We start from the raw sequence: 22,970 nt of genomic DNA on the forward strand, positions 1-22,970 counted from the left end.
CACTTTGTGAACATGGTCACGTTGCTCATCGCGCTGGCGACGCCGGCGCCCCCCTTTTGATGGCCAGAACCCTTCGCAGCAATGACACCAAAAATGTAAAAAACTGCAAATAAATGCACAATTAAGCCACACCGAGCCCAACAAACTGCATATAATGTGCCTGATTTGCATTTTGACAGAAGGAGTTCGCCATTGGATGCCGTCACCATCAACAGTTTTTTCCTCGTCGCGGCCTTGTTGGTGGGCGCCAGTGTCCTGTTGAGCGCGCTCTCCTCCCGTCTCGGTATCCCCATCCTGGTGATCTTCCTCGCCGTCGGCATGCTGGCCGGTGAAGATGGCCCCGGCGGCATCCACTTCGCCGACTACTCCATTGCCTATCTGGTGGGCAACCTGGCGCTCGCCATCATCCTGCTCGACGGCGGCATGCGCACCCGGGTCTCCTCGTTTCGGGTGGCGCTCTGGCCCGCGCTGTCGCTGGCCACGGTCGGGGTGGCCATCACCACTGGCCTCACGGGCCTCGCCGCCGCCTGGCTGTTTGACCTCAACCTGATGCAGGGGATGCTGATCGGCGCCATCGTCGGCTCCACCGATGCGGCGGCGGTGTTCTCCCTGCTCGGCGGGCGCAGCCTCAACGAGCGGGTCAGCGCCACCCTGGAGATAGAATCGGGCAGCAACGATCCCATGGCGGTGTTTCTCACCGTCACCCTGATCGAGGTGCTCGCCAGCGCCCAGCAAGACCTCAACGCCGGCTTTCTGCTGCTGCAGCTGCTCAAGCAGTTCGGGCTGGGCGCCGGCATCGGCCTTGGCGGCGGCTGGCTGCTGTGGAAGCTCATCAACAGCGCCAAGCTGGCCCCCGGCCTCTACCCGCTGCTCACCGTCAGCGGTGGCCTGCTCATCTTCGCCCTCACCACGGCGGTGGGGGGTAGCGGCATCCTCGCCATCTATCTCACCGGCCTCTTGCTCGGCAACCTCTCCCTGCGCAGTCGCAGCACCACCTTGTCGGTGCTGGACGGCCTGACCTGGCTCAGCCAGATCGGCATGTTTCTGGTGCTGGGGCTGCTTGCCTCCCCCCACAAACTGCTGCCCATCGCCCTGCCGGCGCTGGCGCTGGCCATGTGGATGATCCTGTTCGCCCGCCCCATCTCGGTCTGGATCGGGCTGCTGCCATTCAAGAACTTCGCCCCCCGCGAGCGCTGGTTCATCTCCTGGGTCGGCCTGCGCGGCGCGGTGCCGATCATTCTGGCGGTGTTCCCCATGATGGCGGGGCTGCCCAACGCCCAGCTCTACTTCAATGTCGCCTTCTTCGTGGTGCTGGTCTCGCTCATCTTGCAGGGCAGCTCGCTGCCGCTGGCCTCCCGCCTCGCCCGGGTCGAAGTGCCGGCGCCTCCCTCGCCCATCAACCGCTCCGGGCTCGAGATCGATCTCGACAGCCAGTGGGAGACCTTCATCTATCGCCTGAGCGACGAGAAGTGGTGCATCGGCTCGCCGCTGCGGGATCTGCGCATGCCCAAGGGTACCCGCATCTGCGCCCTGTTCCGGGATCAGGAACTGCTGCACCCCTCGGGCAGTACCTGTCTGCAATCCGATGACATCCTCTGCGTCATCGGCCACGAGCGCGACCTGCCCGCCCTCGGCCAGCTGTTCAGCCAGGCGCCGGAGCAGGATCTGGGCCCGCGCTTCTTCGGCGACTTCCTGCTGGAGGCGGCCGCCAACCTGGTGGATCTCGCCCCGCTCTATGGGCTGGATGTGAGCGAGGTGGCGGATCAGACCCTTGGCCATTTCATTGCCCACCAGTTGGGCGATAATCTGGTGGTCGGCGACCACGTCGAATGGCAGGGACTGATCTGGACCGTGGCCGAAATGGACGAGGGTGAGCCCCGCAAGATCGGGGTGCGCTTTCTGGAAGAAGATCCGGTCTGATCGTCGTTGTCTGCCTCGTCCTCTGCGAGAAGGGAGTTACCTATGCCTTACCAAACCCTGTTGTCCGGCTTGCAACCCCCTTCGCCCCAGCTGGGGGTGATCGAGGGCTTCTTTGGCAAGGGCTGGAGCTGGGAAGCCCGCGCCCGCTATGCCCAGTGGCTGCCCCGCCACGGTTACGGCTTCTATCTCTATGCCCCCAAGGAAGATGGCTACCTGCGCAAGCACTGGGCCAAGCCCTGGCCTGCCGCCCAGCTCGAGGCGCTGCGCCAGCTCGCCCGCCAGTGCCGCGACAACGGCCTCGCCTTCGGGGTGGGCCTGAGCCCCATGGGCGCGCACCACGACTATGCCCGCCAGCGGCCCGCCTTGCTGGAAAAGGTGCGGCTCATCGAGGATGAGCTCAAACCCGACATCCTAGCCGTGCTGTTTGACGACATGAAGGGGGATACCCCGGATCTCGCCCACTGGCAGCTCACCATCGCCCACGACATCGCGGCCCACACCCGCGCAGGCCGCTTGCTCTTCTGCCCCAGCTACTACAGCACAGACCCCGTGCTGGAGAAGGTGTTCGGCGCCATGCCGCCCCACTATCTGCAGGATCTGGGGCAGGGGCTGGACAAGCGCTTCGACATCTTCTGGACCGGCCCCAAAGTCTGCTCCAGCGACTATCCGGTAGCCCACCTCAAGCAGGTGGCCGAGTGGCTGCATCGCAAGCCGTTCCTGTGGGACAACTACCCGGTCAACGACGGCAGCAAGGCCAGCAGCTTCCTGCACCTGCGCGCCTTCGAGAACCGTCCGGCAGAACTCGCCGAGCTGACCTCGGGCCACGCGGTCAACCCCATGAAGCAGGCGGCGCTGTCGGTACTGCCGCTGGCCACCCTGCCGATGAGCTACAAGCTCGGCAAACAGTACGATCCGGACAAGGCGCTGCACGCCTCCCTCAATGCCACCTGCGGCCCGCAGATCTCTGCCATGATCCAGGCCGATCTGCCGCTGTTTCAGGACATAGGGCTGGCCCAGCTGACCCCTGAGCAAGTGGCCCATCTCAAGGCTCGCTACCTGCCGTTTCGCGACCAATCCTGCGTCGGCGAGATCCTGCGCTGGCTGGATGGCGAATACGTGTTCGACCCGGACTGCCTGACCGACTGACCCCACCACAGAGACCCTGCCACAGGAGGCTGCATGGATGCGTCCCTGATTTACCAGAACCTGGCGGTGATCGCCGCCTTTCTGCTGGTCTACAGCCTGATCGCCGGGCGCTTTGAATCGCGCCTCGTCAACGGCCCCCTGCTGTTTCTGCTGATGGGCTGGCTGCTTGGGCCGGGCGGCATCGAGCTGCTCTCCCTCTCCATCGACAGCGACGGCATCAAGCTGTTGGCGGAGCTGACCCTGGTCATCGTGCTGTTCAGCGACGCGGCCAACACCAACTGGCAGGTGCTGCTGGCCAACCGCGCCCTGCCCATCCGGCTGCTGCTGATCGGGTTGCCGCTCACCCTGGCGGCCGGCGCCCTGTTCGGTCACTGGCTCTTCCCCGATTTGCCGCTGCTGGAGATGGCGATCCTCTCCACCATACTCGCCCCCACCGATGCGGCGCTCGGCAAGGCGGTGGTGAGCAACCCGGCGGTGCCCGCCCCCATCCGGGAGGGGCTCAACCAGGAGAGCGGCCTCAACGACGGCATCTGCGTACCCGTGCTGCTCCTGCTGCTCGCCCTCATCGCCCCCACCGAGGAGCACACTGGCACCGGCCTGCTGGCTCTCACCTTGCTGCTGGAGGAGATCGGCATTGGCCTGCTGGTAGCCTGGGGGCTGACCAGCCTCACCCTGCGCCTGCTCAAGACCTCCTACCTCAACGGCTGGCAGCTGCCGCTCTGGCGCCAGCTCACCATGCCGGGGCTGGCCCTGCTCTGCTTCGCGCTGGCCCAGACCCTGGGCGGCAGCGGCTTCATCGCCGCCTTCGTCGGCGGCCTGCTGATCGGCCGCAAACTGGGGGAGCACAAGCACGCCTATATGGACAGCTGCGAGGGGTACGGTGATCTGCTCTCGGTGGTGATCTGGATGGTGTTCGGCGCCACCCTGATGCCCATGCTGACGGAGCTGCTGCACTGGCAATACTGGCTCTATGCCGCCGCCAGCCTCACCCTGCTGCGCATGCTGCCGGTCTGGCTGAGCCTGCTCGGCACCGGCCTCAAGCCCGAGCTCAAGCTCTTTATCGGCTGGTTCGGCCCGCGGGGGCTGGCCAGCATCGTCTTTGCGGTGATGGTGCTGCAGCACGAGCCGGCCCTCCTCGGCCAGCGCCCCATCATCGCCACCGTGCTCTGCACCATCATACTGAGCGTCATCCTGCATGGCCTGACCGCCAACCCCTGGGTAGCCCGCTTCAAGCCCCAGTGACCCATTGACCCATTGAAGGGATGCGCCGCCAACGAAAAAGCCCCGGGCATTACCCCGGGGCTTTTCTTTATGAGGCTATCAGGCACCAGGCGCACCCGTGCCGACCATAGCCAAACCAGCCCTAGGAGCTCCCCCTCTCGGCCTCGGCCCGGTAGACCAGGATCCCCGGCTTGTTCTGCACATACTCCAGGAAGGGGGAGTCCACCACCTGCATGTTGCTCGAGAGGGAGGAGGCATTGCGCAGCACGGGGCCGTTCTCGCCACGGATGAAGATGCCGGTGTGGGTCACGTCGAGCCCGGCAAGATCGGTATAGATGCCGATGTAGTCGCCCTCTTCCAGCAGGCTCAGGGTGTTCTCGTCGATGCTGGCGGAGGGAATGTAGGTGATGTCCCGCGCCGTCACCCCTAGTCCCGGAATGTAGTGGCCGCCGTCCGCCTTCTGGTTGAGCTGCTTGGCCGTGGTCACCACGGCCCCGCCCACCAGATGGGTCACGTCACGCACCCGGTTGTCACCATGCACCCAGTCAGAAAAGAAGTGCTTTCTGGTCAGGTAGTTGACCTCGCCGTTCACGTAACGAGTGTGCATCACGTTCTCGATGAAGTGATGCACACTCGTTGCGCGACGCAGTGACTCGACGTAATCCAGATAGGTGAAGCAATCGAGCCCGCCAAAATCCACCACCAGCTGCTCCTGGGTATCGCTCGAGCCGACCAACCGGTTGGCGACGTAGGGATTGCCCAGAAAGAGCCCGGAGAAATCCTTGATCGACTGACCCGGCGAGCCCTGCTGCCGGGCAAACAACTCGATAAGCTGCGGCTCCTCGATGTTGTAAAAATCGAGGTTCCTCTCTTTGCCGGCGACCGCCGCGCCGGCAAACAGCAGCAATGCAACGCTGGTTAGCCTCATCATCCTTAATTCTCCTTGCTCAGAATGTTAAAAACGGACCGCTCGCACCCTCTTGGGGCTGCAAGCGAATGCCATTCGAGACTGACGATGTTGCAACCGTTTGCAAACCGGATAAATGTAAGCAAATGTGGCCAGCCTCCCCCATCCCGTCCCGGCGACCGCATCCATGGTCGCTCCTTGTAGCCGCAGGCATCACGAAAAAGCCCCGCAGGGCGGGGCTTTTCGGCAGGTTCAAGTCGACTGACAAACGAATCAACCCAGCGCCAGCCAGACCCCGACGCCAAACATCAGGGAGCCGGCGATCCGGTTCATCAGGGTGACATTGCCACTCTTGGCGAGGAAGTGGCGCAAGGTGCGGCCACCGCTGGCATAGAGCAGCAGGCAGGAGAACTCGATGACCAGGATCAGGGCCACCAGGGCGCTGATCTGCGGGGCCATCGGCTTGGCCGCATTGATGAAGGGGGGCAGCAGGGAGACCATGAAGGCCCACCCCTTGGGGTTGGCGATGGCGGTGACGAACCCCTGCATGGCCAGCGCCAGGGGACGGGTCTCCTGGGCCGCCGACAGATCCGCCGGGATCGCCAGCTTGCCTTTGGCCTGCCACATCTGGATGCCGAGCCAGATGAGATAGGCGCCGCCCACGTATTTGAAGGCGGCAAACAGCGCCGGGTAGTTGAGCATGACGGCCGCCACCCCGATCACCGACAGCACCGACACCAGGCCGACCCCGATGAGCTCCCCCCACATCATGTGCAGGGTGCGGCGTACCCCCAGACTCATGCCGAGGGTCATCGCCAGGGTCATGCACATGCCGGGGGTCACGGAGACAAAAAAGAACGTGGGAATAAACAGCGCCAGAATGGCGGGATCGATCCAGTCGGACACACTACACCTCCATGGTAACAGACCGATGATCTTGCCTATCACATTCATTTAACACAAGAAAAAACCTTTTCGTTCAGCATGATTTCAGCCATAAAAACCTGTGACAAGGTTTGTCGCGCCTGTGTAAGATGCCGCCTTGTTCCTCTTCTGGGTCAGGATCTTTCATGTCATTGAATAATCTCTCTATCCGTCTGCAAGTACTCATTCCTCTCCTGCTCGCCAGCCTGCTGATGATCCTGATGATCGGGATCGGCAAGCAGGACATCGACAGCGCCATCGGCGACATGAACGACACCACCGTCAGCGTGACCCGTCACAAGGACGACATCGCCACCCTGATCCACGCCACCTACCGGCTGCGCACCACCGCCATCTATGGCCTCTACGACCCCGAACGCTTTGCCACGCTGCCCGGCGACCTGACCGCCGCCGAGCAGGAGATCGGCTCCATTCTGGCCAGACTGGTCATCACCGGCGCCGAGCAGGACAACAGCCGGGTGGCTGCCGCCCTGCAGGCCTACCTCGGCCACACCCGCAACAACATGCTGCCGCTGCTGGCCGCCAAGCACCAGGGCAGCGGCGATCCCGCCGCCTACGAGCAGGCCCGCCTGCGCTTTCGCGAGCTGGGGGAAGATCTCATCAAGCAGATCGATGCCATGTCCGCCCACATCAACCAGCTGATCCAGGATGAGATCGCCCAGGAGCAGGCCCACTACCACGCCACCCTGCTGCGCACCCTGCTGCTGATGGGCGCGGCCCTGCTGGCTGCCCTGTTTGGTGGCTGGTGGCTGTCCGGCCGCATCGTGCGTCCCATCGGTCAGCTGCAGCAGGTGATGCGCGCCGTGGCCCAGGGCCGCTTCAACGTGCGCGCCACCGCCGACGGCGACAACGAACTGAGCCAGCTGGCCGCCGACATCAACCAGACCCTGACCCAGCTTGGCAACACCATCCAGACCCTGACCGGCATCAGCGGCAACGTGGCCTCCGCCGCCACCGAGCTCGCCGCCGTGATGACCCAGTCCGAAGCCAACGCCCAGCAGCAGCGCAGCGAAACCGAGCAGGTCGCCTCCGCCGTCACCGAGCTGGCCAGCACCGCCGACAACGTCAACCACAACGCCGCCCTGGCCGATGAGCTGGCGCGCGATGCCAACCAGCGGGTCGAAGAGGGGCTGGCGCTGTTTGCCGAGAGCATCCAGGCCAACAGCCGCATGGCCAACAGCCTGGAGAGCGCCGCCTCCGTGGTGGCCAGCCTCAAGTCCCAGTCCGAGCAGATCGGCAAGGTGATCGAGGTCATCCAGGGGATTTCCGAGCAGACCAACCTGCTGGCCCTCAACGCCGCCATCGAGGCCGCCCGCGCCGGCGAAACCGGTCGCGGCTTTGCGGTGGTGGCCGACGAGGTGCGCATGCTGGCGGCCCGCACCCAGGACTCCACCAAGGAGATCCAGGCCATCATCGAGCAGCTGCAGAGCCAGTCTCTCTCCGCCAACAGCGGCGTGCAGGATACCCTGGCCATCCTGGCCCACAACCAGCAGCTCTCCGGCCAGGTGCAGGAGCTGCTGGGCGGCATCACGGAGGCGGTCAACCAGATCAACGGCGCCAACGCCCAGGTGGCCACCGCCGCCGAGGAGCAGTCCTGCGTCACCGCTGACATCAACCGCAACATCACCAACATCCACGAGATCGTGAACCAGAACGCGGCCGGTATCAGCCAGAGTGCCGCCGCCAGTCACGAACTGTCACAGCTCGCCGAGCAGCAGCGCAAGCAGCTGTCCCAGTTCCAGCTGTGACGCCAACCCGCTGACCAGACAGAGAGGCCCCGCACGCGGGGCCTCTCTGTTAATGACGCTGACGACTTGTTATTGTTTTAAACGCTATTTTTTATGATCAGGCTTCATTGGGGGCTGGGCTACCTCACCAAATATGGGTATGGTAGAGGCACGTCACTCCCCCTCATGCGAGATCATCATGAAGCTGTCCTTCAAGAAACCGGCCTTCATCGGCCTCGGGCTCATCGCCCTCGTCACCGCCATCTGGCTCGATTTCTATCTGCCGGAACACACCATCGCCACCATCACAGGGGTGGAGGTGAAACGCACCGACAAGGATGGCCCCATCAGCCAGAAGAACCCGGCCGACGGCCCCACCACCGACGTTTACTACATCTATACCGAGCGTCCCGGCGAGAAGATCCGCGTGTTCCGCAACGAGGATACCGAGTGGGGCTGGCCCTTCTACTTCAAGTTCAACGCCGCCGACGTGCAGGCCAAGGCCAAGTCGATGGAGTTCGAAAAACGGCTGGCCATCATCACCTCCTACGGCTGGCGCATCAACATGTTCTCCATGTTCCCCAACGTCACCAAGATTGAGAGCACCGAACCCGACGCCTCCACCTGGAGCTTCTTCCGCTGGTTCTGGTTCGGCATCTGGGCCCTGGTGATGGGCAAGGCTGCCATCGCCACCTGGCGCTACTTCGATCGTCTCGAGGACGAGATATGAGTGAGCCGAGCAAGACGCGCACCAGCTTCTATCGGCGGCTCTACGTGGCCTGGCTCATCAGCCAGGGCACGGATACGGTACCGGCCATCATGGAGTCGACCGGCATGCCGCGCCGCACCGCGCAGGATACGCTCAGCGCCCTGGCCGAGCTGGACATCAGCTGCGGCTTCGAGCAGACCGAGGGGGCTCGCCATCTGCAGGGGCACTATCGCATCAGTGACTGGGGGCCCATCAATCCAGCCTGGATCGCGGCGCAATTGCCTGCCATCAAGGAGACGCTGGGGTATCCCTGAAGCCACAGACTTGATCGTCTGTGACTGGGGGACAATCCGAGCAATCCTGCCTGGATCGAGGCCCAGCTGCCGACCATCAAGGAGACATTGGGTTACCCCTGAGGTCGTCTGTGACTGGGGCAGGCTGAGCAAGCCAGCCTGAAACAGGATCCAATCCGTCAAATAAAGAAGGGCCAGCCGACCAGGCTGGCCCTTCTTCTATCTTGTCAGCCTGGCAGTGGCCCGGCCGACGGAGCACTCACTCGGGGAAAGGCTCCTCCGGCAAGGGATCCTGGGTCTCCCCCTTGGTGCAGTCGATGATGGAGCGCTTGGGGTTGTTGGGATCGCGCAGCAGCAGGGGCGCCAGCCCGGCGTCGTGCTTCTGCTCGTCGGAAAACTCGCTGCCGTAGGCGTTGTGGGTAAGCCGGCGCGCATTGGCGATGGGGGTATCCACGAACAGGGCGTGCACCTCGAAGGTGGAGGCCGGAATAAGAAAACCGCTGATGGGCAGGCCGTGCAGCTCCTGGCGGGTCTTGTACCAGGCGAAGCCGTCCGCCACCTTGTAGGGGGTGTAGTGGTTGAGCTGTGGGTGCGCCGGCTTGCCGGTCTCGCTGTCGAGATAGAGATCATCCAGCTCGCAGGTCGCCAGCCCCTGCCACATCGACTCGAACGGCGTGGCACACCCCGTCAGTTGCAACCCGGCCAGCAGTGCCAGCCCTGTCTTCCACATCGCTTCGCCCCTTCTTGCAAGAGTGGAACTGCGTTCAGTCAAAGGCCCGCAGCCGCGTGACCAGCAGATCGATAAAGCCAGCCCGATCCAGCCCCAGCAGCACCAGCGCATTGGCCGGCTTGCCGGTCAGACCGTAGCGATCCACCACCGTCATGCCGCTAGTATGGGTGCCGCCGGTCTCGATATCGACCCGGCACTCGACCCCGTGGAACAGCGCGGGGGCCAGCAACCAGGCAATGGTACAGGGGTCGTGCAGCGGCGCGCCAGCAAATCCCCACTTGGGATCCCGGTGGTAGATCATGAAAAAGTCGAGCAGCCCGGCCACGCACTGGGCCACCGGATTGGTGATGGCGCGAACCCGTTCGATATCCTCGTCCATCACCTGCGCCTGGTGGGTCACGTCCAGCCCGCACATGGTGATGGGGAGCCCCGACTTGAACACCATATCGGCCGCTTCCGGGTCCACATAAATGTTGAACTCCGCCGCCGGGGTCCAGTTGCCGGCTCCCGCCGCGCCGCCCATCAGCACGATGCGGGCGATCTTGGATTTGAGCTCGGGGTGGGCCGCCAGCAGCAGGGCGATGTTGGTGAGCGGGCCGGTCGGCACCAGGGTCACGGGCTCTGGGCTCTCGCGCAGGCACTTGGCCATCAGCTCAAGGGCTGTCATGGCCACGGGGGCAAAGGCCGGATCAGGCAGTTTGGGGCCATCGAGGCCCGATTCGCCGTGGACGTTGTCGGCGATGATAAGCTCGCGGGCCAGCGGCTTGGGAGCCCCCGCCGCTACCGGAATGTCGTCGCGCCCCAGCAGGGTGAGGATACGCAGGGCATTGTTGAGGGTCTTGTCCGGCGTCTGGTTGCCGGCGCTGGTGGTGACCGCCAGCACCTTGAGTTCGGGGCTGGCCAGCGCCAGGATGAGGGCGATGGCATCATCGTGGCCGGGATCGCAATCGAGAATAACGGGCAACGCCATGGACGGACTCCTTACAACATGACAGGGAGCCATACCTTAGCAAGCTGTGGCAGGATTAACTCTGGAGGGAGTCACAAAACGCCTTGGCCAAACAGATCAATCACTTGCCTGTGGCACTCACACCGATTCGCCGCGCTTCGCCGGTTCGGGTATGATCCCCCTCCCTTTTCAGACCGTGCGCCCCATGTCCGTCATCGTCGACACCTTCATCGCCCCGCCCTGTGCGGCCACCATCGAGATCCTGTTCGAGGATGAGCACCTGCTGCTCATCAACAAGCCAAGCGGCCTGCTGAGCCTGTCGGGCAAGAACCCGCAGAACCTCGACTCGGTGCACCATCGGCTGGTGCAGGATTACCCCGGCTGCGCCCTGGTCCATCGCCTCGATTTTGGCACCTCAGGCATCATGCTGGTGGCCAGGAACAAGGCCATCAACGCCCTGCTCTGCCGCCAGTTCAGCCAGCGGGCGGTGAGCAAGGCCTACAGCGCCCTGCTGTGCGGCCACCTGGCCGAAGACGAAGGGGTGATCGATGCCCCCATTGCCAAGGATCCGGCGCTGTTTCCGCTGATGAGCATCTGCGCCATCAACGGCAAACCCGCCCGCTCCCGCTATCAAGTGATTGAGCGGCTGGCGCAGCAGATGCAGGGACAGACAGTGCCGCTGACCCGGGTGCGACTGGTGCCGGAAACCGGCCGCACCCATCAGCTGCGCATCCACAGCCAGCAGCTGGGCCATCCCATTCTCGGCTGCGATCTCTATGGCGGCCTGCTGTCGCCTGGCTGCGAGCAGGCGCTGCGGCTAATGTTGCATGCCAGCGAGCTGGATTTTGCACATCCTGTGAGCGGTGAGCCGATGCAGATCCGCTGCGAGCCCCATTTTTAGGGGCAATGAGTAGAGGCCGTCAGTAGATGGCAATAGACGCGAGTGCGGCGGGAATAGTGAAAGGGGTGACGGGAGAAGAAAAGCGGTAAACGGCGGATAAAGATAGGGGCCGTGCTTTCGCAACGGCCCCCACCCCCCACTCGGTACTCTTTGTTACAAAGAGGGCTATCAGATCAGCTTGCGGGCAGCGCCCAGTACGATCTTGATGGCATCAGATTCGGTCTTCGCCATGGTCTCGGCGTTCGGGATTTCCTGCTGGGTACGGTTGACGATGACGCCAGCCACCATACCGGCGCGCAGGCCCTGGCTGGTGCACATGGTCAGCAGGGTGGCAGATTCCATCTCGTAGTTCAGCACGCCCATGGCCTGCCACTCTTTCATGGAACCCTGGAAACGGCTCACGACGCGGCCGGATACGGTGTCGTAACGCTCCTGACCCGGGTAGAAGGTATCGGAGGAGGCAGTCACACCGATGTGCAGCTTGGAACCCAGCTCTTTGGCGGTGTTGACCAGCGCGGTGGTGCAGTCGAAGTCGGCCACGGCCGGGAACTCCATCGGCGCGAAGTGCAGGCTGGCACCGTCGAGGCGCACGGAACCGGTAGTGACGATCACGTCGCCCACGTTCAGGTGCGGCTGGATGGCGCCGGTGGTGCCGATGCGCAGGAAGGTACGGATGCCCAGCTGAGCCAGCTCTTCCACCGCGATGGAAGTGGACGGGCCGCCGATACCGGTGGAGCAGATGATCACGGCCTTGCCGTCCATCTCGCCGCGCCAGGTAGTGAACTCACGATGGCTGGCCAGGTGCACCGGGTTATCCAACAGCTCTGCGATGCGCTTCACGCGCTCGGGATCACCAGGGACGATCGCCAGGGTGGCGCCTTGCAGATCCGCTTTCTTCAAACCCAAGTGAAATACATCAGACATAGTGGACTCCTGGTTGCTCCCCACCAGCATGGTCAGGGCGCAAGTTAAGATGATTCTTTATGGTACTTTCAAGCCTTCACTCCCCTCGTCGGGGAGGCGCCAACTATGGTCGAAAGCGCTTTCCAATTCCTTGAAGCATCTCACACTTCCTTGCATTGACAGTGACAAATTCGGCGCAAAACGTTTGCTAACCTGATGAATTAATTGAAAAACGTTTTTCTTCCCGCGAACGGGCAAGGGCCCTTGTCAATCCCTGTCGCGCCCCATGTTTCCGGTACGTGATCGAGTCCATAAAGTTGCAAAGCAGATACCATTGACCCCTTTTCATCCCCTCTGACGATGTTATGTTGGCGCCCGTATACCACTTAATGGCTAATAAAACGGAGTCCATCATGGCGACATTCAAGTTCTACATTCCCGCAATCAACCTGATGGGAGCAGGCTGTCTGCAAGAGGCGGCAGCCGATATCAAGGGTTATGGCCATCGCAAGGCGCTGATCGTCACCGACAAGATCCTCAATCAGATCGGCGTGGTCACCAAGGTTGCCGCCCTCTTGGCAGAACATGGCATTGAAAGCGCAGTTTTCGACGAGACCAAACCCAACCCGACCATGACCAACGTGGAAGCGGGCCTGGCCATGCTCAAGGCCAATGGCTGCGACTGCGTCATCTCATTGGGCGGCGGCTCGCCCCACGACTGCGCCAAGGGCATCGCCCTGGTGGCCGCTAACGGTGGCAGCATCAAGGATTACGAAGGGGTGGATCGCTCCGCCAAGCCGCAACTGCCGCTCATCGCCATCAACACCACCGCCGGCACCGCCTCCGAGATGACCCGCTTTTGCATCATCACCGACGAGGCCCGCCACGTGAAGATGGCCATCGTCGACAAGCACGTCACCCCGCTGATGTCGGTCAACGACCCCGAGCTGATGCTGGCCAAGCCGGCCGGCCTCACCGCCGCCACCGGCATGGATGCGCTGACCCACGCCATCGAGGCTTATGTCTCCACCATCGCCACCCCGGTGACCGATGCCAGCGCCATCATGGCCATCCAGCTCATCGCCAAGCACCTGCGCACCGCGGTCAATCAGGGGGACGATCTGCACGCCCGCGAGCAGATGGCCTACGCCCAGTTCCTGGCCGGCATGGCCTTCAACAACGCAAGCCTGGGCTACGTGCACGCCATGGCCCACCAGCTGGGCGGCTTCTACGACCTGCCGCACGGGGTGTGCAACGCCGTGCTGCTGCCCCACGTGCAGGCTTACAACGCCCAGGTGTGCGCCGGCCGGCTCAAGGATGTAGCCCGTCATATGGGGGTCGACGTGAGCGCCATGAATGACGAGCAAGGGGCCGCCGCCGCCATTGCCGCCATCCAGCAGCTGGCGCGCGACGTCAAGATCCCGGCTGGGCTGGAGCAGCTCGGCGTCAAGGCCGATGACTTCAACCTGCTGGCCGAGAACGCCCTGAAAGATGCCTGCGGCTTCACCAACCCGAAACAGGCGAGCCACGACGAGATAGTCGCCATCTTCCGCGCCGCCATGTAAGGGCGCAATCGGCAGAAAGGGTCGCATGGCGGCCCTTTTTATTGGCTGATGGATCAATGGCTTTTTACTTCCGTAGAGGGAGCCGGTATGATTTGCCGAGCTTAAAAAGACTTGAATGGATGATCTGAACTCGATATGCGGATGAAACACCTGATTGCCGCGGCCCTGACCGCCCTCACCCTGTCTGGTTGCAGCCTGGTCTATCGCATCGATATTCCTCAGGGCAACTATGTGGAACAAAAACAGGTCGACAAACTGCGCCAGGGCATGACCCGCGAGCAGGTCGAGTTCGTGCTGGGCTCCGCCATGCTGCGCGACGGCTTTGACCCGAACACCTGGTATTACCTCTATGAATTCCAGCCGGGGCGCGGCGAGAAAGAGCGCAAGGAGCTCACCCTGACCTTTGCCAACGACAGATTGGCCACGGTCACCGGCGACTTCCCGCTGCCAGCGGCCTTCCATACCCCGCTCTGATCCCATCAACAAAACCGGCCTCGCGCCGGTTTTGCTTTAGCGCCGCCAGCCGCGGACAACCCGCTTGCAGAACCGCCCCTCAACGGATGCGGACGTCAATTTCATCACACAGGGAGAGCAGCATGAGCCGGATCCTGATCGCCGGAGCCAGCGGCCTCATCGGCCGCGAGCTGGTGCGACAACTGCCAGCGGAGCACCAACTGACCCTGCTCTGCCGCAAGCCCGGGCAGCCGCAACCCGCCCACCACTGGCTACCGGTCAATTTCGATATGCTGGCCGAGGTGAATCTGCCCGAACCGGTGGATCTCGCCTTCTGCTGCCTTGGCACCACCCGCAAGGAAGCCGGCTCGGCCGAGGCCTTTCGACGGGTCGATCTTGACTATGTGCTGGCCTTTGCCGAGCTGGCCCGCCGCCACGGCTGCCAGCGACTGGTGGTGGTCTCGAGCCTGGGGGCCAACCCGCACTCCCCTGCCCTTTATCCGCGCACCAAGGGGGAGATGGAGCAGGCATTGCTGGCCCAGTCCTGGCCGCGACTCGCCATCGTGCGCCCCGCCATGTTGCTGGGAGACCGCCAGCCACCGCGCCGCTCGGAGCAGTTTTTCCAGGCCATCTACCCGTTGCTGAAGCCGCTGCTGGTTGGCAGGTTGCGCCGCTGGCGCGCCATCGAGGCCGGCCAGGTGGCCCGCGCCATGATCGCCCTCTCCCGCCAGCCCGCCGGCTGCGAAGTGGTTGAGAACGAGCGACTGCTCCAGCTGTAGTGAAGCCCCTCGACTTGGCGGGTAGATGACGGGATCAAAAAAGGCGCCAAGGCGCCTTTTTTATATGAGGTGCATGCCAATGCAGGCATTCAGTCAGACTGTTTGCGATTGGCATTGGGACGACCACCCGTGACCACATCGGCACGCCCCTCTTCCTTGGCCTTTTCCGCGCGCTTCTTGCGCATCTCCTTGGGATCGGCGATGAGCGGACGGTAGATCTCGATGCGATCGCCATCTTGCAGCAGCTCGGAACCCTTGACCGGTCGGCTGTAGATGCCGAACTTGTTGACCGCCAGATCGATCTCGGGGTGTTTTTGCACTATGCCGGATTGCTCGAGAGCGGCCAGCACCGAGGTCTGTGCAGGCACCCGCAGCCGCAGCACCGTCTGCCGCTCGGGCAGGGCGTAGACCACTTCGATGTTGAGTTGATCAGGCACCGTACACCACCTTGGCGCGGTTGGAGAAGGCGAGCACCATGGAGCTCACCAGATCGCGGAAGATCTGGCCGAAGGCCAGCTCGATGAGTTTGGAGGTGAACTCGAAGTCGAGATCAAACTCCACCTTGCAGGCATCCACATCCAGCGGCGTGAAGGTCCACCAGCCCGCCAGCTTGCTGAAGGGCCCCTCCACCAGCTCCATCTTGATCTGCCGGTTGGCATCGAGCAGATTGCGGGTGGTAAAGGTCTTGGCAATCCCGGCCTTGGCAACATCGACCGAGGCCGTCATATAGTCATCGCCGGTTTCGTGGACACGGCTGCCGACACAACCGGGCAGGAACTCCGGATAAGCGTGAACATCATTGACCAGCCTGAACATCTGTTCGGCGCTGAACATCACCAGGGCACTGCGAGTAATACGGGGCATGGCTTTTCCTCATCCAATCGCCGCGATTTTATCATCATGTTTCATCTTGTGGAGGTAAAACCTCGGCCAAACTGCTCATAAAGCCATCAGTTGACCCGCTGCGCGTTTTACAGCCGCCCTTGCCCACGTATAATGCCCTCCTCCCAGTCATTGCCGGAAATCGCCCGTCATGAGCAAAAAAAACAGTAAAAACAAAGCCGGGTCCAACACCATTGCACTCAACAGAAGCGCGCGCCACGAATACTTCATCGAAGAGAAGATCGAGGCGGGTCTGTCCCTGCAAGGGTGGGAAGTCAAATCTCTGCGGGCGGGCAAGGCCAACATCAGCGAAGCCTATGTCATCTTCCGCGATGGTGAGGCCTACCTGTTCGGCTCCAGCTTCCTGCCACTGCAAGCGGCCTCCAGCCATGTGGTATGTGACCCGACCCGGACTCGCAAACTGCTGCTGAGCCGTCGTGAACTCGACAAGCTCGAGAGCCTGATCGCCCGCCAGGGCTACACCGTCGTTCCCCTCGCCCTCTACTGGAAACAGTGCTGGGTCAAGGTCGAGATCGGCCTGGTGAAGGGCAAGAAAGAGCACGACAAGCGCGAAGACACCAAGGCCCGCGAATGGGATCGGGAAAAAGCGCGCATCATGAAGAACAAGCACCGCGGTTGATGGTACGCCGCCTGCCGGGCGTCGCCCAATAAACCAGCAATCGACCGGCCAAGGCCGGTCGATTGCCATCAACGCCTTGCCATGACAGGATTTTTGCGTACAATCGCTCTTAACAACTTGGGGCTGATTCTGGATTCGACAAGATTCACGAAACCCAAGGTGCATGCCGAGGTGCGGTAGGCCTCGTTAATAAACCGCAAAAAAATAGTCGCAAACGACGAAAACTACGCACTCGCAGCTTAATAACCTGCGCTGAGCCCTTCTACCCTAGCTTGCCTGTGTCCTAGGGAATCGGAAGGTCATCCTTCACAGGATCGTGTGGAAGTCCTGCTCGGGGCGGAAGCATTAAAACCAATCGAGCTAGTCAATTCGTGGCGTGTCTCTCCGCAGCGGGTTGGCGAATGTAAAGAGTGACTAAGCATGTAGTGCCAAGGATGTAGTAATTTTGGACGGGGGTTCAAATCCCCCCAGCTCCACCAAACGTTTGGAAAGGGCCACCTCGCAAGAGGTGGCCCTTTTTTATTCCTCTGTTTTCAGCAAACACCCAACCGCACAATCTCGCCGCTTATCCCGTTACGCCTCGCAACTATCTATCAACGCTGGCATCAGAGTGATAGTCATCGCGATGCTCATGGTGTCACCGCGCTGCAGCAGTCGCAGGCCGGGGTGACCGGCCATATGGTGGGCATTGGCGGCGTGGCTCTGGGGCTCAAGACAAACAAAACCGCTCGCGTCATCCGGCTGGTAGAGCATCAGGAAGGAGGCATCGCTGACCACCTTCAACCGTTGACGGCGGGTGGGGTGCACCAGCTCAGCCGTGCCATGCCAGCCACCGTAACAGTGGTTGAACCACCCTTGCGGGCGCTGCCACTGGCGAAAGTCAAGGTGGGGCGCCAGCCGGCTCGACCAATCGGTCGGCAGATGCTCCGGCCCCTCCTGCCAGGCGCCGCTCGCCAGAAAGCGAATCTTGGTCTGCTCGTCGCGCCAGAAGAAGGGGTGAAAACCCGCGCCGTAGAGACAAGGCGCCTCTCCCAGATGGGTCAGACTGATGCGTGCCAACAGACTCACACCCTGCAGCCGATAGTCAATCTCGGCCAGATAGTGAAAAAGGCCGCACTGGCTAGCAAGTTGCAGCGTCACCGAACTGACTGAGCCCGCCACCCGCTGCCATGGCAGCAACCAGCCATCGCCATGCAGGAAGAAGTCGGGATCAACGGGGCTTTCTGGCAAGCCATACTCCTTCCCCCACAACTCAAAACGGTTGCCTGCCACCCGGTTGGCCAGCGGCACCATGGGAAAGAGGGCGCTTTCGCCGGGATGCCATTGCCCGGGATCGTAAGGAGCATCAGGGTCACTATCGCGCAGCAACGGGCGCCCTTTGTCATCCTCAAGATCCAGCACACAGGCTCCTTGTGTTGAAACCCGCATCCTAAGATGCGGGTTGCTCAATGTGTAAACCGTCATGCCGAGGCGCTCGCCTTGGTCGGCGTCAGTTCGACCTTCCCCTGAGCCAGTTGGGCTTCCAGTGCCTCTAGCGTCACTCCTTTGGTCTCGGGCACCTTGCGATAGATAAAGATGAGACCGGCGAAACAGATGATACCGTAGAGCAGGAAGCTGCCCGCGGCCCCCAGCCCGGCATTGAGCAGCGGGAAGGTGTAGGTCAGCACGAAGCAGGCTATCCAGAGCGCCAGGGTTCCGGCCGACATCGCCAGCCCCCGTACCCGGTTGGGAAAGATTTCGGAGAGCAGCACCCAGGTGACCGGTGCCAGCGTCAGGGCATAGATGGCGATGGCCGCCAGCACCAGCAGCAACACCGGCAAGCCCAACACGCCACTGGCATAGGCCGCGGCCATCATGCCGTAGATGATGGTGAGACCAGCCGAGCCAATCAGCATCAGCTTGCGGCGGCCGAGCTTGTCCACCATGGGCAATGCAATCAGGGTAAACAGCAGGTTGATAAGGCCGGTGGCGACGATGGATTTGAGGGTGCTGTTGATGTCAAACCCGGCGGAGGCAAAGATCTCCTGCGCGTAGTTAAAGATGACGTTGATGCCGCACCACTGCTGGAACACCGCCAGCACCATGCCGATGATGAGGATGGGGCGCACCGAGGGCTTGCCCAGCTCCGCCAGCGATACCTTGTGCGCCGACTCCCCCACCAGGGTCTGGCGGATCTCGGCCAGCGTCTGCTTGGCATAGCCATCACCACCAATCTTGCCGAGCATGCGGGCCGCCTTCTCATACTGGCCATCTTTGGCCAGCCAGCGCGGTGACTCCGGCACGAAGAACATCAGCACCAGAAACGCCAGCGCAGGTACCAGTTCGGCCCCGAACATCCAGCGCCAGCCGGACTGGCCGTTCCAGGTCGCCAGAATATCGGCCTGGGTGGCGTTGCTCGCGACCGGATCAGCGATCATCAGGTTGACCAGCTGGGCAGCCAGCACGCCGATGACGATGGTGAGCTGGTTGATGGCAACGAACTTGCCTCGCTTGTCGGCTGGGCTTATCTCGGCGATGTACATGGGCGAGAGGGCGGAGGCCAGACCGATGCCGATCCCCCCCACGATGCGATAGACCACGAACAGATCGAAGTTGCTGGCCGCAGCGGTGCCCCATGCCGAGATGGTAAACAGGATGGCGGCCAGGATCAGCGGCTTCTTGCGGCCGAAGCGATCCGCCGACCAGCCGGAGATGGCGGCCCCCAGCACGCAGCCCACCAGCGCCGAGCTCATGGCCCAGCCGGACTGGGCCGGATCGGTGATGGAGAAATAGGCCTCATAGAAGGGCTTTGCCCCGCCGATGACCACCCAGTCGTAACCAAACAACAGGCCACCGCAGGCGGCCACCAGGCAGATCATCCAGACGTAGCCCATGTTGAGCCGGTGCGTATCCGAGCGATGTTGAGTGTGTTCCATGACTCATCCTTATTATCTTGTCGATTGTAGGGTGCAGTGGCGCCCCGTACCGTGGCGGGGCGCCCGTTGTTGTTATGGCTGTGATGGATTGAGTGACAGCTCACGGCAGATCAGGGCAAACAGCTGCCCCTTGTCGTGGGCCGGGTTGAGGGTCAGCAGCTCGCGCAGGGTCTGGGCACACGCTGCACGCTGATCCAGCCCCAACTGGCCGAGGGCCCGGACCAGCAGGCAGTGCTGACGGTGTTTGTGCTGCGGGTCGTCATCCAGCACGATGAGATCCGGCAGCGAGACGGCGAAAAAGTCCGCCTCGACCGACTCGCCCATTGCCTGCTCGGCCCAGCCGACCATCCCTTCAAACAGACGCTGCGCCTCGGCAACCCGTCCAAGACGAGCCAGCGCCATACCCTGATAGAAGAGATAATCCACCGGCTGATCGTTGTAGTAGCGGCTGGCCCCGAGCGATCCTTGGCCCAGACAAGCCTGTTGCAGGCACTGGGCCGCCAGACTCTGGTTGTCACAGGCCAGATGGCAGAGCGCCAGCAGGAAGTGGATGTCATTGTCGGTTTGCCCAACCAGACGCCCCTCCCCCAGATTGAGGGGATAGTTCAACGCCTGTTGCAGCAACGGAATAGCCTGCTCGTGGCGTCCCTCAGTCATCAACACCAACGCCCGGCGCTGCTGGTTGATGAGGTACTGGCCAGTCACCTTGCCCTCGCCCCCCTCCCAGGGGTGGAATTCGCGCAGCCGCAAGATCTCCGCCGCCGCCTCCAGCTGGCCGGTGATGTGATAGAGACTGAGCAGCTCGGCGGTCAGATCGTCACGCTTGAGGGCGACCGCCCGGTGCGCCTCCAGCAGGGCCAGCCGCTCTGCGGGGGCCATGGCGCAACGTTTGTGCAGTTGATCCAGCTCGAACAGCAGCCGTGCATCGTCCGGCTTGAGGGCAAAGGCGCGGCGCAGGCACTGCTCGGCCGCCGCCATATCACCCGCCTTGTTGAATTGGTGGATACCGAGGTTGCGCCAGACCGGGGCAAAGTCCGGTGCCTGCTCGCACACCCGCTGCCACAGGGCAATCGCCTGCCCGTAGTTGCGCTTGCTGTAGTGAAAGCAGCCCAGCAGATAGCTGGCAAACCAGCTGTGGGAAAGCTGCGCCAGCATGGCCACCTCGCCCAAGGTGTTGGGGAAGCGCACCTTGCGGCCAAACGCTTGCTCGGCCCGTTGCAGCAGCGCCTCCTGCTCCGGCCCCGCAGCCAACAAGCTCGCCTCGAACAGCAGCGGCAGGGTCTCCTCCATCGGCAGGGCTGCCAGCAGCTTGCTGGCCAATTCGGGGCGCCGCCAGCTCAGCAGTTCGCTGACGAGGAAGCAGAGGTTGGTGCCACGCCCGTTGCAGAGATGTACCAGCGCGTCGCGATCGGCGGTCTGCTCGCTTGCCAGCCAGCGCAGGAAGGCCAGCTGATAGTGGAGTGGATAGCGGACTCGCTGCTCGTCGATATAGGCGATGGCTGCCTCCGGCTCACCAGACTCCAGCAGGGCCAATCCCTTGAGGGCGATGGCGCCGTAGTGGGTGCCGTTGACGGCGAGACTGCGCTCGACAAATTGCAGCGCCTGCAAGGCATCGCGGCTCACCATGGCGATACGGGCCAGCCCGAGGAAGCCGCCATCGCGACAGTTGCCGCTCCAGGTCGCCTTGTAAAAGTCATCGAAGGCGGCATCGAACTGGCCGAGTCGCTCCTCGATATGGCCGCGCAGCAAGCTCGCCTTGCCACACTGGGGGTTCTTGTTGAGGCGATGGGCACGGGTTAGCGCCTGACTGGCATAAAGCAGCGCCTGCTCGTAATTGGCACGGTTGTACTCCAGGGTCGCCAGTGCCAGATTGCAGCGATAGTCGCCGCCATCCAGCTCCAGCCCCCGCAGGTAGTAATCAAAGGGCGAGCGGCTGGCGTGCAGATACTGCTCCAGATGCTGGCCGATGAAGTAGAGCTCGTCGACCGAGTCGAGGTTGACGGCGGGCTCTGGTGCGGTGGCCGGATCCGGCAGAGCCTCGCCTGCGGGCTGATGCTCCAGATAGCTCAGCACGCACTGACCCTGCTCATCCAGCAGACGGGCCTGCAAACGCCCCTCGCCGGTAATGGCGAACAGCTCCAGCCAGGCCTGACCCGGCTGCAGATCCAGAGGTTGCGTAAACAGCACGCCCCCCTCGTCGCTTACCTCGAAGCTGCCCCCGAGAAGTGGCGCTACTGCATAGACCCCGCAGACGAGGCCGTCATCGCTGCGTTCCAGCTTGATGGCGGCGCGGGTGTTGGCGTTTTGCAGGGTGCCCAGGGTGTTGTAGGGCAGGAAGTTCTGCACGAACACTTTCTCTTCACCGGCATCCAGCCAGGTGAAGTCGGGCTGGTTGTCGGTATAGACCCCGGTCATCAGCTCGATGTAGGGGCCGTTGTCGTCGGTCAGGTTGCGATCCCAGGCCAGACCAAAGTCACAGTTGCCCCAGCTCCACTGCTTTTTGCCCGGCGAGACGTGGTGATCCGCCACGTGCAACAGGCCGCCCTGCTCGTCATGACAGTAGGCACCGACAAAGTCGTAGTCAGACTTGTCCGCCATGTAGGAGGTGGGCACCGGAATGTTGCGGTAGCGGGAGATATCGACCCCGGCGGAGTAGTCCACCTTGTAGTAGGTGCCGCGAGCGATAGGGAAGGCGCTGACGTCGCGCTTGCCGTGGTCGTAGACGGCGGTGACATCGGGCGGGAAGACGCTCTGGTGGGCATCGCCCCCTTTCACTGCCGGGTTGGACCACCAGAGGAAATGGCGCGGCGTGTCGTTGCCGTTGAACACCTTGCCGGTGATTTCGATGAGCGCCCTGTCGGGATAGAGGGTGAAACCCGCCATCACCTGCAAACCACGCATCGGCTCCACCTCACCCAGCCAGACGGTTTTGGCGCCACCCTCCTGCTCCGCGATGGTGAAGTCCACCGGCATGAAGGTGGTGGGTCTGTGGTGCTGCGGCCAGTTGAACTCGATGCCGCCGGAGATCCAGGGCCCCACCAGCCCCACCAGCGCCGGCTTAATCACTTCGTTGTAATAGACGAAGTCGCGATTCATCACCTTGTCATAGGCACGGTGAATGCGACCTCCCAGCTCCGGCAACAGCATCACCTTGATGAAGTCGTTCTCCAGCCAGACCGCCCGATAGGGCTTCATCTGCTTCTGGCCGGTAAGAGTATCGATCACCCCATAGGGATAGACGGCCCCCGAGGAGCCCTGATAGACCCGCTTCTCGAGAAACATGGGGTTGGGATCTTCGGCGCCCACCTCGTAGGTCGGCAGGGTGATGGTTTCGACCCAGACCTTGACATCAGCTCTCATCACTCTCGCCTCACTTAATACTTGT

The 22,970-nt window shown here is 62.5% G+C and carries 21 protein-coding genes and 1 other RNA gene; 12 read left to right on the plus strand and 10 right to left on the minus strand.

The features are described from left to right. The first annotated feature begins 192 nt into the window (after positions 1 to 192). The 3 genes from OKC44_RS01710 to OKC44_RS01720 are packed head-to-tail and all read left to right on the plus strand — an operon-like array spanning position 193 to position 4,308. Positions 193 to 1,920 (plus strand): potassium/proton antiporter, encoded by a 1,728-nt coding sequence (locus tag OKC44_RS01710; protein ID WP_270810662.1) that lies wholly within the window; start codon positions 193 to 195, stop codon positions 1,918 to 1,920. 42 nt (positions 1,921 to 1,962) lie between these two features. Continuing rightward, the gene (locus OKC44_RS01715; protein ID WP_270810664.1) at positions 1,963 to 3,066 is read left to right on the plus strand and encodes a beta-N-acetylglucosaminidase domain-containing protein; all 1,104 of its coding nucleotides are present in this window, start codon (positions 1,963 to 1,965) and stop codon (positions 3,064 to 3,066) included. A 33-nt stretch (positions 3,067 to 3,099) separates the two neighbouring features. Next, positions 3,100 to 4,308: a cation:proton antiporter gene (locus OKC44_RS01720; RefSeq protein ID WP_270810666.1), complete on the plus strand. Its 1,209-nt coding sequence runs from the start codon at positions 3,100 to 3,102 to the stop codon at positions 4,306 to 4,308. Between the two features lie 121 nt (positions 4,309 to 4,429). Here the strand turns inward: OKC44_RS01720 and OKC44_RS01725 are convergent, their stop codons facing one another. Both OKC44_RS01725 and OKC44_RS01730 read right to left on the minus strand, forming a co-directional pair. Further along, positions 4,430 to 5,218: a DUF1460 domain-containing protein gene (locus tag OKC44_RS01725; protein WP_270810669.1), complete on the minus strand. Its 789-nt coding sequence runs from the start codon at positions 5,216 to 5,218 to the stop codon at positions 4,430 to 4,432. 249 nt (positions 5,219 to 5,467) lie between these two features. Continuing rightward, positions 5,468 to 6,100: a LysE family translocator gene (locus OKC44_RS01730; protein WP_011705371.1), complete on the minus strand. Its 633-nt coding sequence runs from the start codon at positions 6,098 to 6,100 to the stop codon at positions 5,468 to 5,470. Positions 6,101 to 6,264: 164 nt separating this feature from the next. Here OKC44_RS01730 and OKC44_RS01735 point away from each other — a divergent pair, with 164 nt between their 5' ends. From OKC44_RS01735 to OKC44_RS01745, 3 genes are all read left to right on the plus strand, one after another. After that, positions 6,265 to 7,887 carry a methyl-accepting chemotaxis protein gene (locus tag OKC44_RS01735; protein ID WP_270810671.1) on the plus strand — a complete coding sequence of 541 codons (1,623 nt, stop codon included), beginning with the start codon at positions 6,265 to 6,267 and terminating at the stop codon, positions 7,885 to 7,887. Positions 7,888 to 8,065: 178 nt separating this feature from the next. Continuing rightward, a complete protein-coding gene (locus tag OKC44_RS01740; protein ID WP_005298974.1) occupies positions 8,066 to 8,596 on the plus strand; it encodes a DUF1523 family protein in 531 nt (176 codons plus the stop codon). Further along, positions 8,593 to 8,889, plus strand: a complete 297-nt coding sequence (locus OKC44_RS01745; RefSeq protein ID WP_270810673.1) for a winged helix-turn-helix domain-containing protein — start codon at positions 8,593 to 8,595, stop codon at positions 8,887 to 8,889. The genes OKC44_RS01740 and OKC44_RS01745 overlap by 4 nt, the downstream gene beginning before the upstream one ends. Before the next feature lie 238 nt (positions 8,890 to 9,127). Here OKC44_RS01745 and OKC44_RS01750 read toward each other — a convergent pair whose 3' ends face one another. After that, complete coding sequence (locus OKC44_RS01750) at positions 9,128 to 9,598, minus strand: hypothetical protein (RefSeq protein WP_270810675.1); 471 nt, start codon at positions 9,596 to 9,598, stop codon at positions 9,128 to 9,130. Between the two features lie 34 nt (positions 9,599 to 9,632). After that, a complete protein-coding gene (rihA, locus tag OKC44_RS01755) occupies positions 9,633 to 10,568 on the minus strand; it encodes a pyrimidine-specific ribonucleoside hydrolase RihA (protein WP_019838592.1) in 936 nt (311 codons plus the stop codon). 151 nt (positions 10,569 to 10,719) lie between these two features. Here rihA and OKC44_RS01760 point away from each other — a divergent pair, with 151 nt between their 5' ends. Next, positions 10,720 to 11,448 (plus strand): RluA family pseudouridine synthase, encoded by a 729-nt coding sequence (locus OKC44_RS01760; RefSeq protein WP_270810678.1) that lies wholly within the window; start codon positions 10,720 to 10,722, stop codon positions 11,446 to 11,448. A gap of 168 nt (positions 11,449 to 11,616) precedes the next feature. On the opposite strand, the gene udp is transcribed toward OKC44_RS01760, so the two are convergent. Continuing rightward, complete coding sequence (udp, locus tag OKC44_RS01765) at positions 11,617 to 12,372, minus strand: uridine phosphorylase (RefSeq protein ID WP_011705364.1); 756 nt, start codon at positions 12,370 to 12,372, stop codon at positions 11,617 to 11,619. A gap of 392 nt (positions 12,373 to 12,764) precedes the next feature. Between udp and yiaY the strand changes: the two genes are divergently transcribed. The 3 genes from yiaY to OKC44_RS01780 all read left to right on the plus strand — a co-directional run bounded on the left by yiaY (position 12,765) and on the right by OKC44_RS01780 (position 15,148). Then, entirely contained in the window at positions 12,765 to 13,916 is a 1,152-nt protein-coding gene (yiaY, locus tag OKC44_RS01770; protein WP_270810680.1) for an L-threonine dehydrogenase, read from the plus strand. A 135-nt stretch (positions 13,917 to 14,051) separates the two neighbouring features. Then, positions 14,052 to 14,390, plus strand: coding sequence for an outer membrane protein assembly factor BamE (locus OKC44_RS01775; RefSeq protein WP_011705347.1), 339 nt, complete (start codon positions 14,052 to 14,054; stop codon positions 14,388 to 14,390). A 122-nt stretch (positions 14,391 to 14,512) separates the two neighbouring features. Then, a complete protein-coding gene (locus OKC44_RS01780) occupies positions 14,513 to 15,148 on the plus strand; it encodes an NAD(P)H-binding protein (protein WP_270810682.1) in 636 nt (211 codons plus the stop codon). A gap of 89 nt (positions 15,149 to 15,237) precedes the next feature. Here OKC44_RS01780 and OKC44_RS01785 read toward each other — a convergent pair whose 3' ends face one another. Further along, a complete protein-coding gene (locus OKC44_RS01785; protein ID WP_024943861.1) occupies positions 15,238 to 15,585 on the minus strand; it encodes an RnfH family protein in 348 nt (115 codons plus the stop codon). Beyond that, the gene (locus tag OKC44_RS01790; RefSeq protein ID WP_011705344.1) at positions 15,578 to 16,012 is read right to left on the minus strand and encodes an SRPBCC family protein; all 435 of its coding nucleotides are present in this window, start codon (positions 16,010 to 16,012) and stop codon (positions 15,578 to 15,580) included. The genes OKC44_RS01785 and OKC44_RS01790 overlap by 8 nt, the downstream gene beginning before the upstream one ends. A gap of 169 nt (positions 16,013 to 16,181) precedes the next feature. Here OKC44_RS01790 and smpB point away from each other — a divergent pair, with 169 nt between their 5' ends. Then, positions 16,182 to 16,670: an SsrA-binding protein SmpB gene (smpB, locus tag OKC44_RS01795; protein WP_011705343.1), complete on the plus strand. Its 489-nt coding sequence runs from the start codon at positions 16,182 to 16,184 to the stop codon at positions 16,668 to 16,670. 119 nt (positions 16,671 to 16,789) lie between these two features. Next, positions 16,790 to 17,149, plus strand: a transfer-messenger RNA (tmRNA) gene (ssrA, locus tag OKC44_RS01800). A 94-nt stretch (positions 17,150 to 17,243) separates the two neighbouring features. Here the strand turns inward: ssrA and OKC44_RS01805 are convergent. From OKC44_RS01805 to OKC44_RS01815, 3 genes are all read right to left on the minus strand, one after another. Next, positions 17,244 to 18,134: an aldose 1-epimerase gene (locus tag OKC44_RS01805; protein WP_270810684.1), complete on the minus strand. Its 891-nt coding sequence runs from the start codon at positions 18,132 to 18,134 to the stop codon at positions 17,244 to 17,246. Next, positions 18,131 to 19,585: a sugar porter family MFS transporter gene (locus OKC44_RS01810; protein ID WP_270810687.1), complete on the minus strand. Its 1,455-nt coding sequence runs from the start codon at positions 19,583 to 19,585 to the stop codon at positions 18,131 to 18,133. The genes OKC44_RS01805 and OKC44_RS01810 overlap by 4 nt, the downstream gene beginning before the upstream one ends. A 72-nt stretch (positions 19,586 to 19,657) precedes the next feature. Beyond that, positions 19,658 to 22,945 (minus strand): DUF5107 domain-containing protein, encoded by a 3,288-nt coding sequence (locus OKC44_RS01815; RefSeq protein WP_270810689.1) that lies wholly within the window; start codon positions 22,943 to 22,945, stop codon positions 19,658 to 19,660. Between the last annotated feature and the right edge of the window lie 25 nt (positions 22,946 to 22,970).

Source organism: Aeromonas sp. S41-2, from assembly GCF_027705845.1.
In the GTDB taxonomy this organism is placed as follows: Bacteria; Pseudomonadota; Gammaproteobacteria; order Enterobacterales; family Aeromonadaceae; genus Aeromonas; species Aeromonas hydrophila.

What these genes read in the sequence shown, in the direction of transcription:
- smpB (WP_011705343.1), top strand. Translation starts at nt 16,182, where the DNA reads ATGAGCAAAAAAAACAGTAAAAACAAAGCCGGGTCCAACACCATTGCA.
- udp (WP_011705364.1), bottom strand. Translation starts at nt 12,372, where the DNA reads ATGTCTGATGTATTTCACTTGGGTTTGAAGAAAGCGGATCTGCAAGGC.
- OKC44_RS01815 (WP_270810689.1), bottom strand. Translation starts at nt 22,945, where the DNA reads ATGAGAGCTGATGTCAAGGTCTGGGTCGAAACCATCACCCTGCCGACC.
- OKC44_RS01780 (WP_270810682.1), top strand. Translation starts at nt 14,513, where the DNA reads ATGAGCCGGATCCTGATCGCCGGAGCCAGCGGCCTCATCGGCCGCGAG.
- OKC44_RS01775 (WP_011705347.1), top strand. Translation starts at nt 14,052, where the DNA reads ATGCGGATGAAACACCTGATTGCCGCGGCCCTGACCGCCCTCACCCTG.
- OKC44_RS01790 (WP_011705344.1), bottom strand. Translation starts at nt 16,012, where the DNA reads ATGCCCCGTATTACTCGCAGTGCCCTGGTGATGTTCAGCGCCGAACAG.
- OKC44_RS01805 (WP_270810684.1), bottom strand. Translation starts at nt 18,134, where the DNA reads ATGACGGTTTACACATTGAGCAACCCGCATCTTAGGATGCGGGTTTCA.
- yiaY (WP_270810680.1), top strand. Translation starts at nt 12,765, where the DNA reads ATGGCGACATTCAAGTTCTACATTCCCGCAATCAACCTGATGGGAGCA.
- OKC44_RS01715 (WP_270810664.1), top strand. Translation starts at nt 1,963, where the DNA reads ATGCCTTACCAAACCCTGTTGTCCGGCTTGCAACCCCCTTCGCCCCAG.
- OKC44_RS01745 (WP_270810673.1), top strand. Translation starts at nt 8,593, where the DNA reads ATGAGTGAGCCGAGCAAGACGCGCACCAGCTTCTATCGGCGGCTCTAC.
- OKC44_RS01725 (WP_270810669.1), bottom strand. Translation starts at nt 5,218, where the DNA reads ATGATGAGGCTAACCAGCGTTGCATTGCTGCTGTTTGCCGGCGCGGCG.
- OKC44_RS01760 (WP_270810678.1), top strand. Translation starts at nt 10,720, where the DNA reads ATGATCCCCCTCCCTTTTCAGACCGTGCGCCCCATGTCCGTCATCGTC.
- OKC44_RS01720 (WP_270810666.1), top strand. Translation starts at nt 3,100, where the DNA reads ATGGATGCGTCCCTGATTTACCAGAACCTGGCGGTGATCGCCGCCTTT.
- OKC44_RS01810 (WP_270810687.1), bottom strand. Translation starts at nt 19,585, where the DNA reads ATGGAACACACTCAACATCGCTCGGATACGCACCGGCTCAACATGGGC.
- rihA (WP_019838592.1), bottom strand. Translation starts at nt 10,568, where the DNA reads ATGGCGTTGCCCGTTATTCTCGATTGCGATCCCGGCCACGATGATGCC.
- OKC44_RS01735 (WP_270810671.1), top strand. Translation starts at nt 6,265, where the DNA reads ATGTCATTGAATAATCTCTCTATCCGTCTGCAAGTACTCATTCCTCTC.
- OKC44_RS01750 (WP_270810675.1), bottom strand. Translation starts at nt 9,598, where the DNA reads ATGTGGAAGACAGGGCTGGCACTGCTGGCCGGGTTGCAACTGACGGGG.
- OKC44_RS01740 (WP_005298974.1), top strand. Translation starts at nt 8,066, where the DNA reads ATGAAGCTGTCCTTCAAGAAACCGGCCTTCATCGGCCTCGGGCTCATC.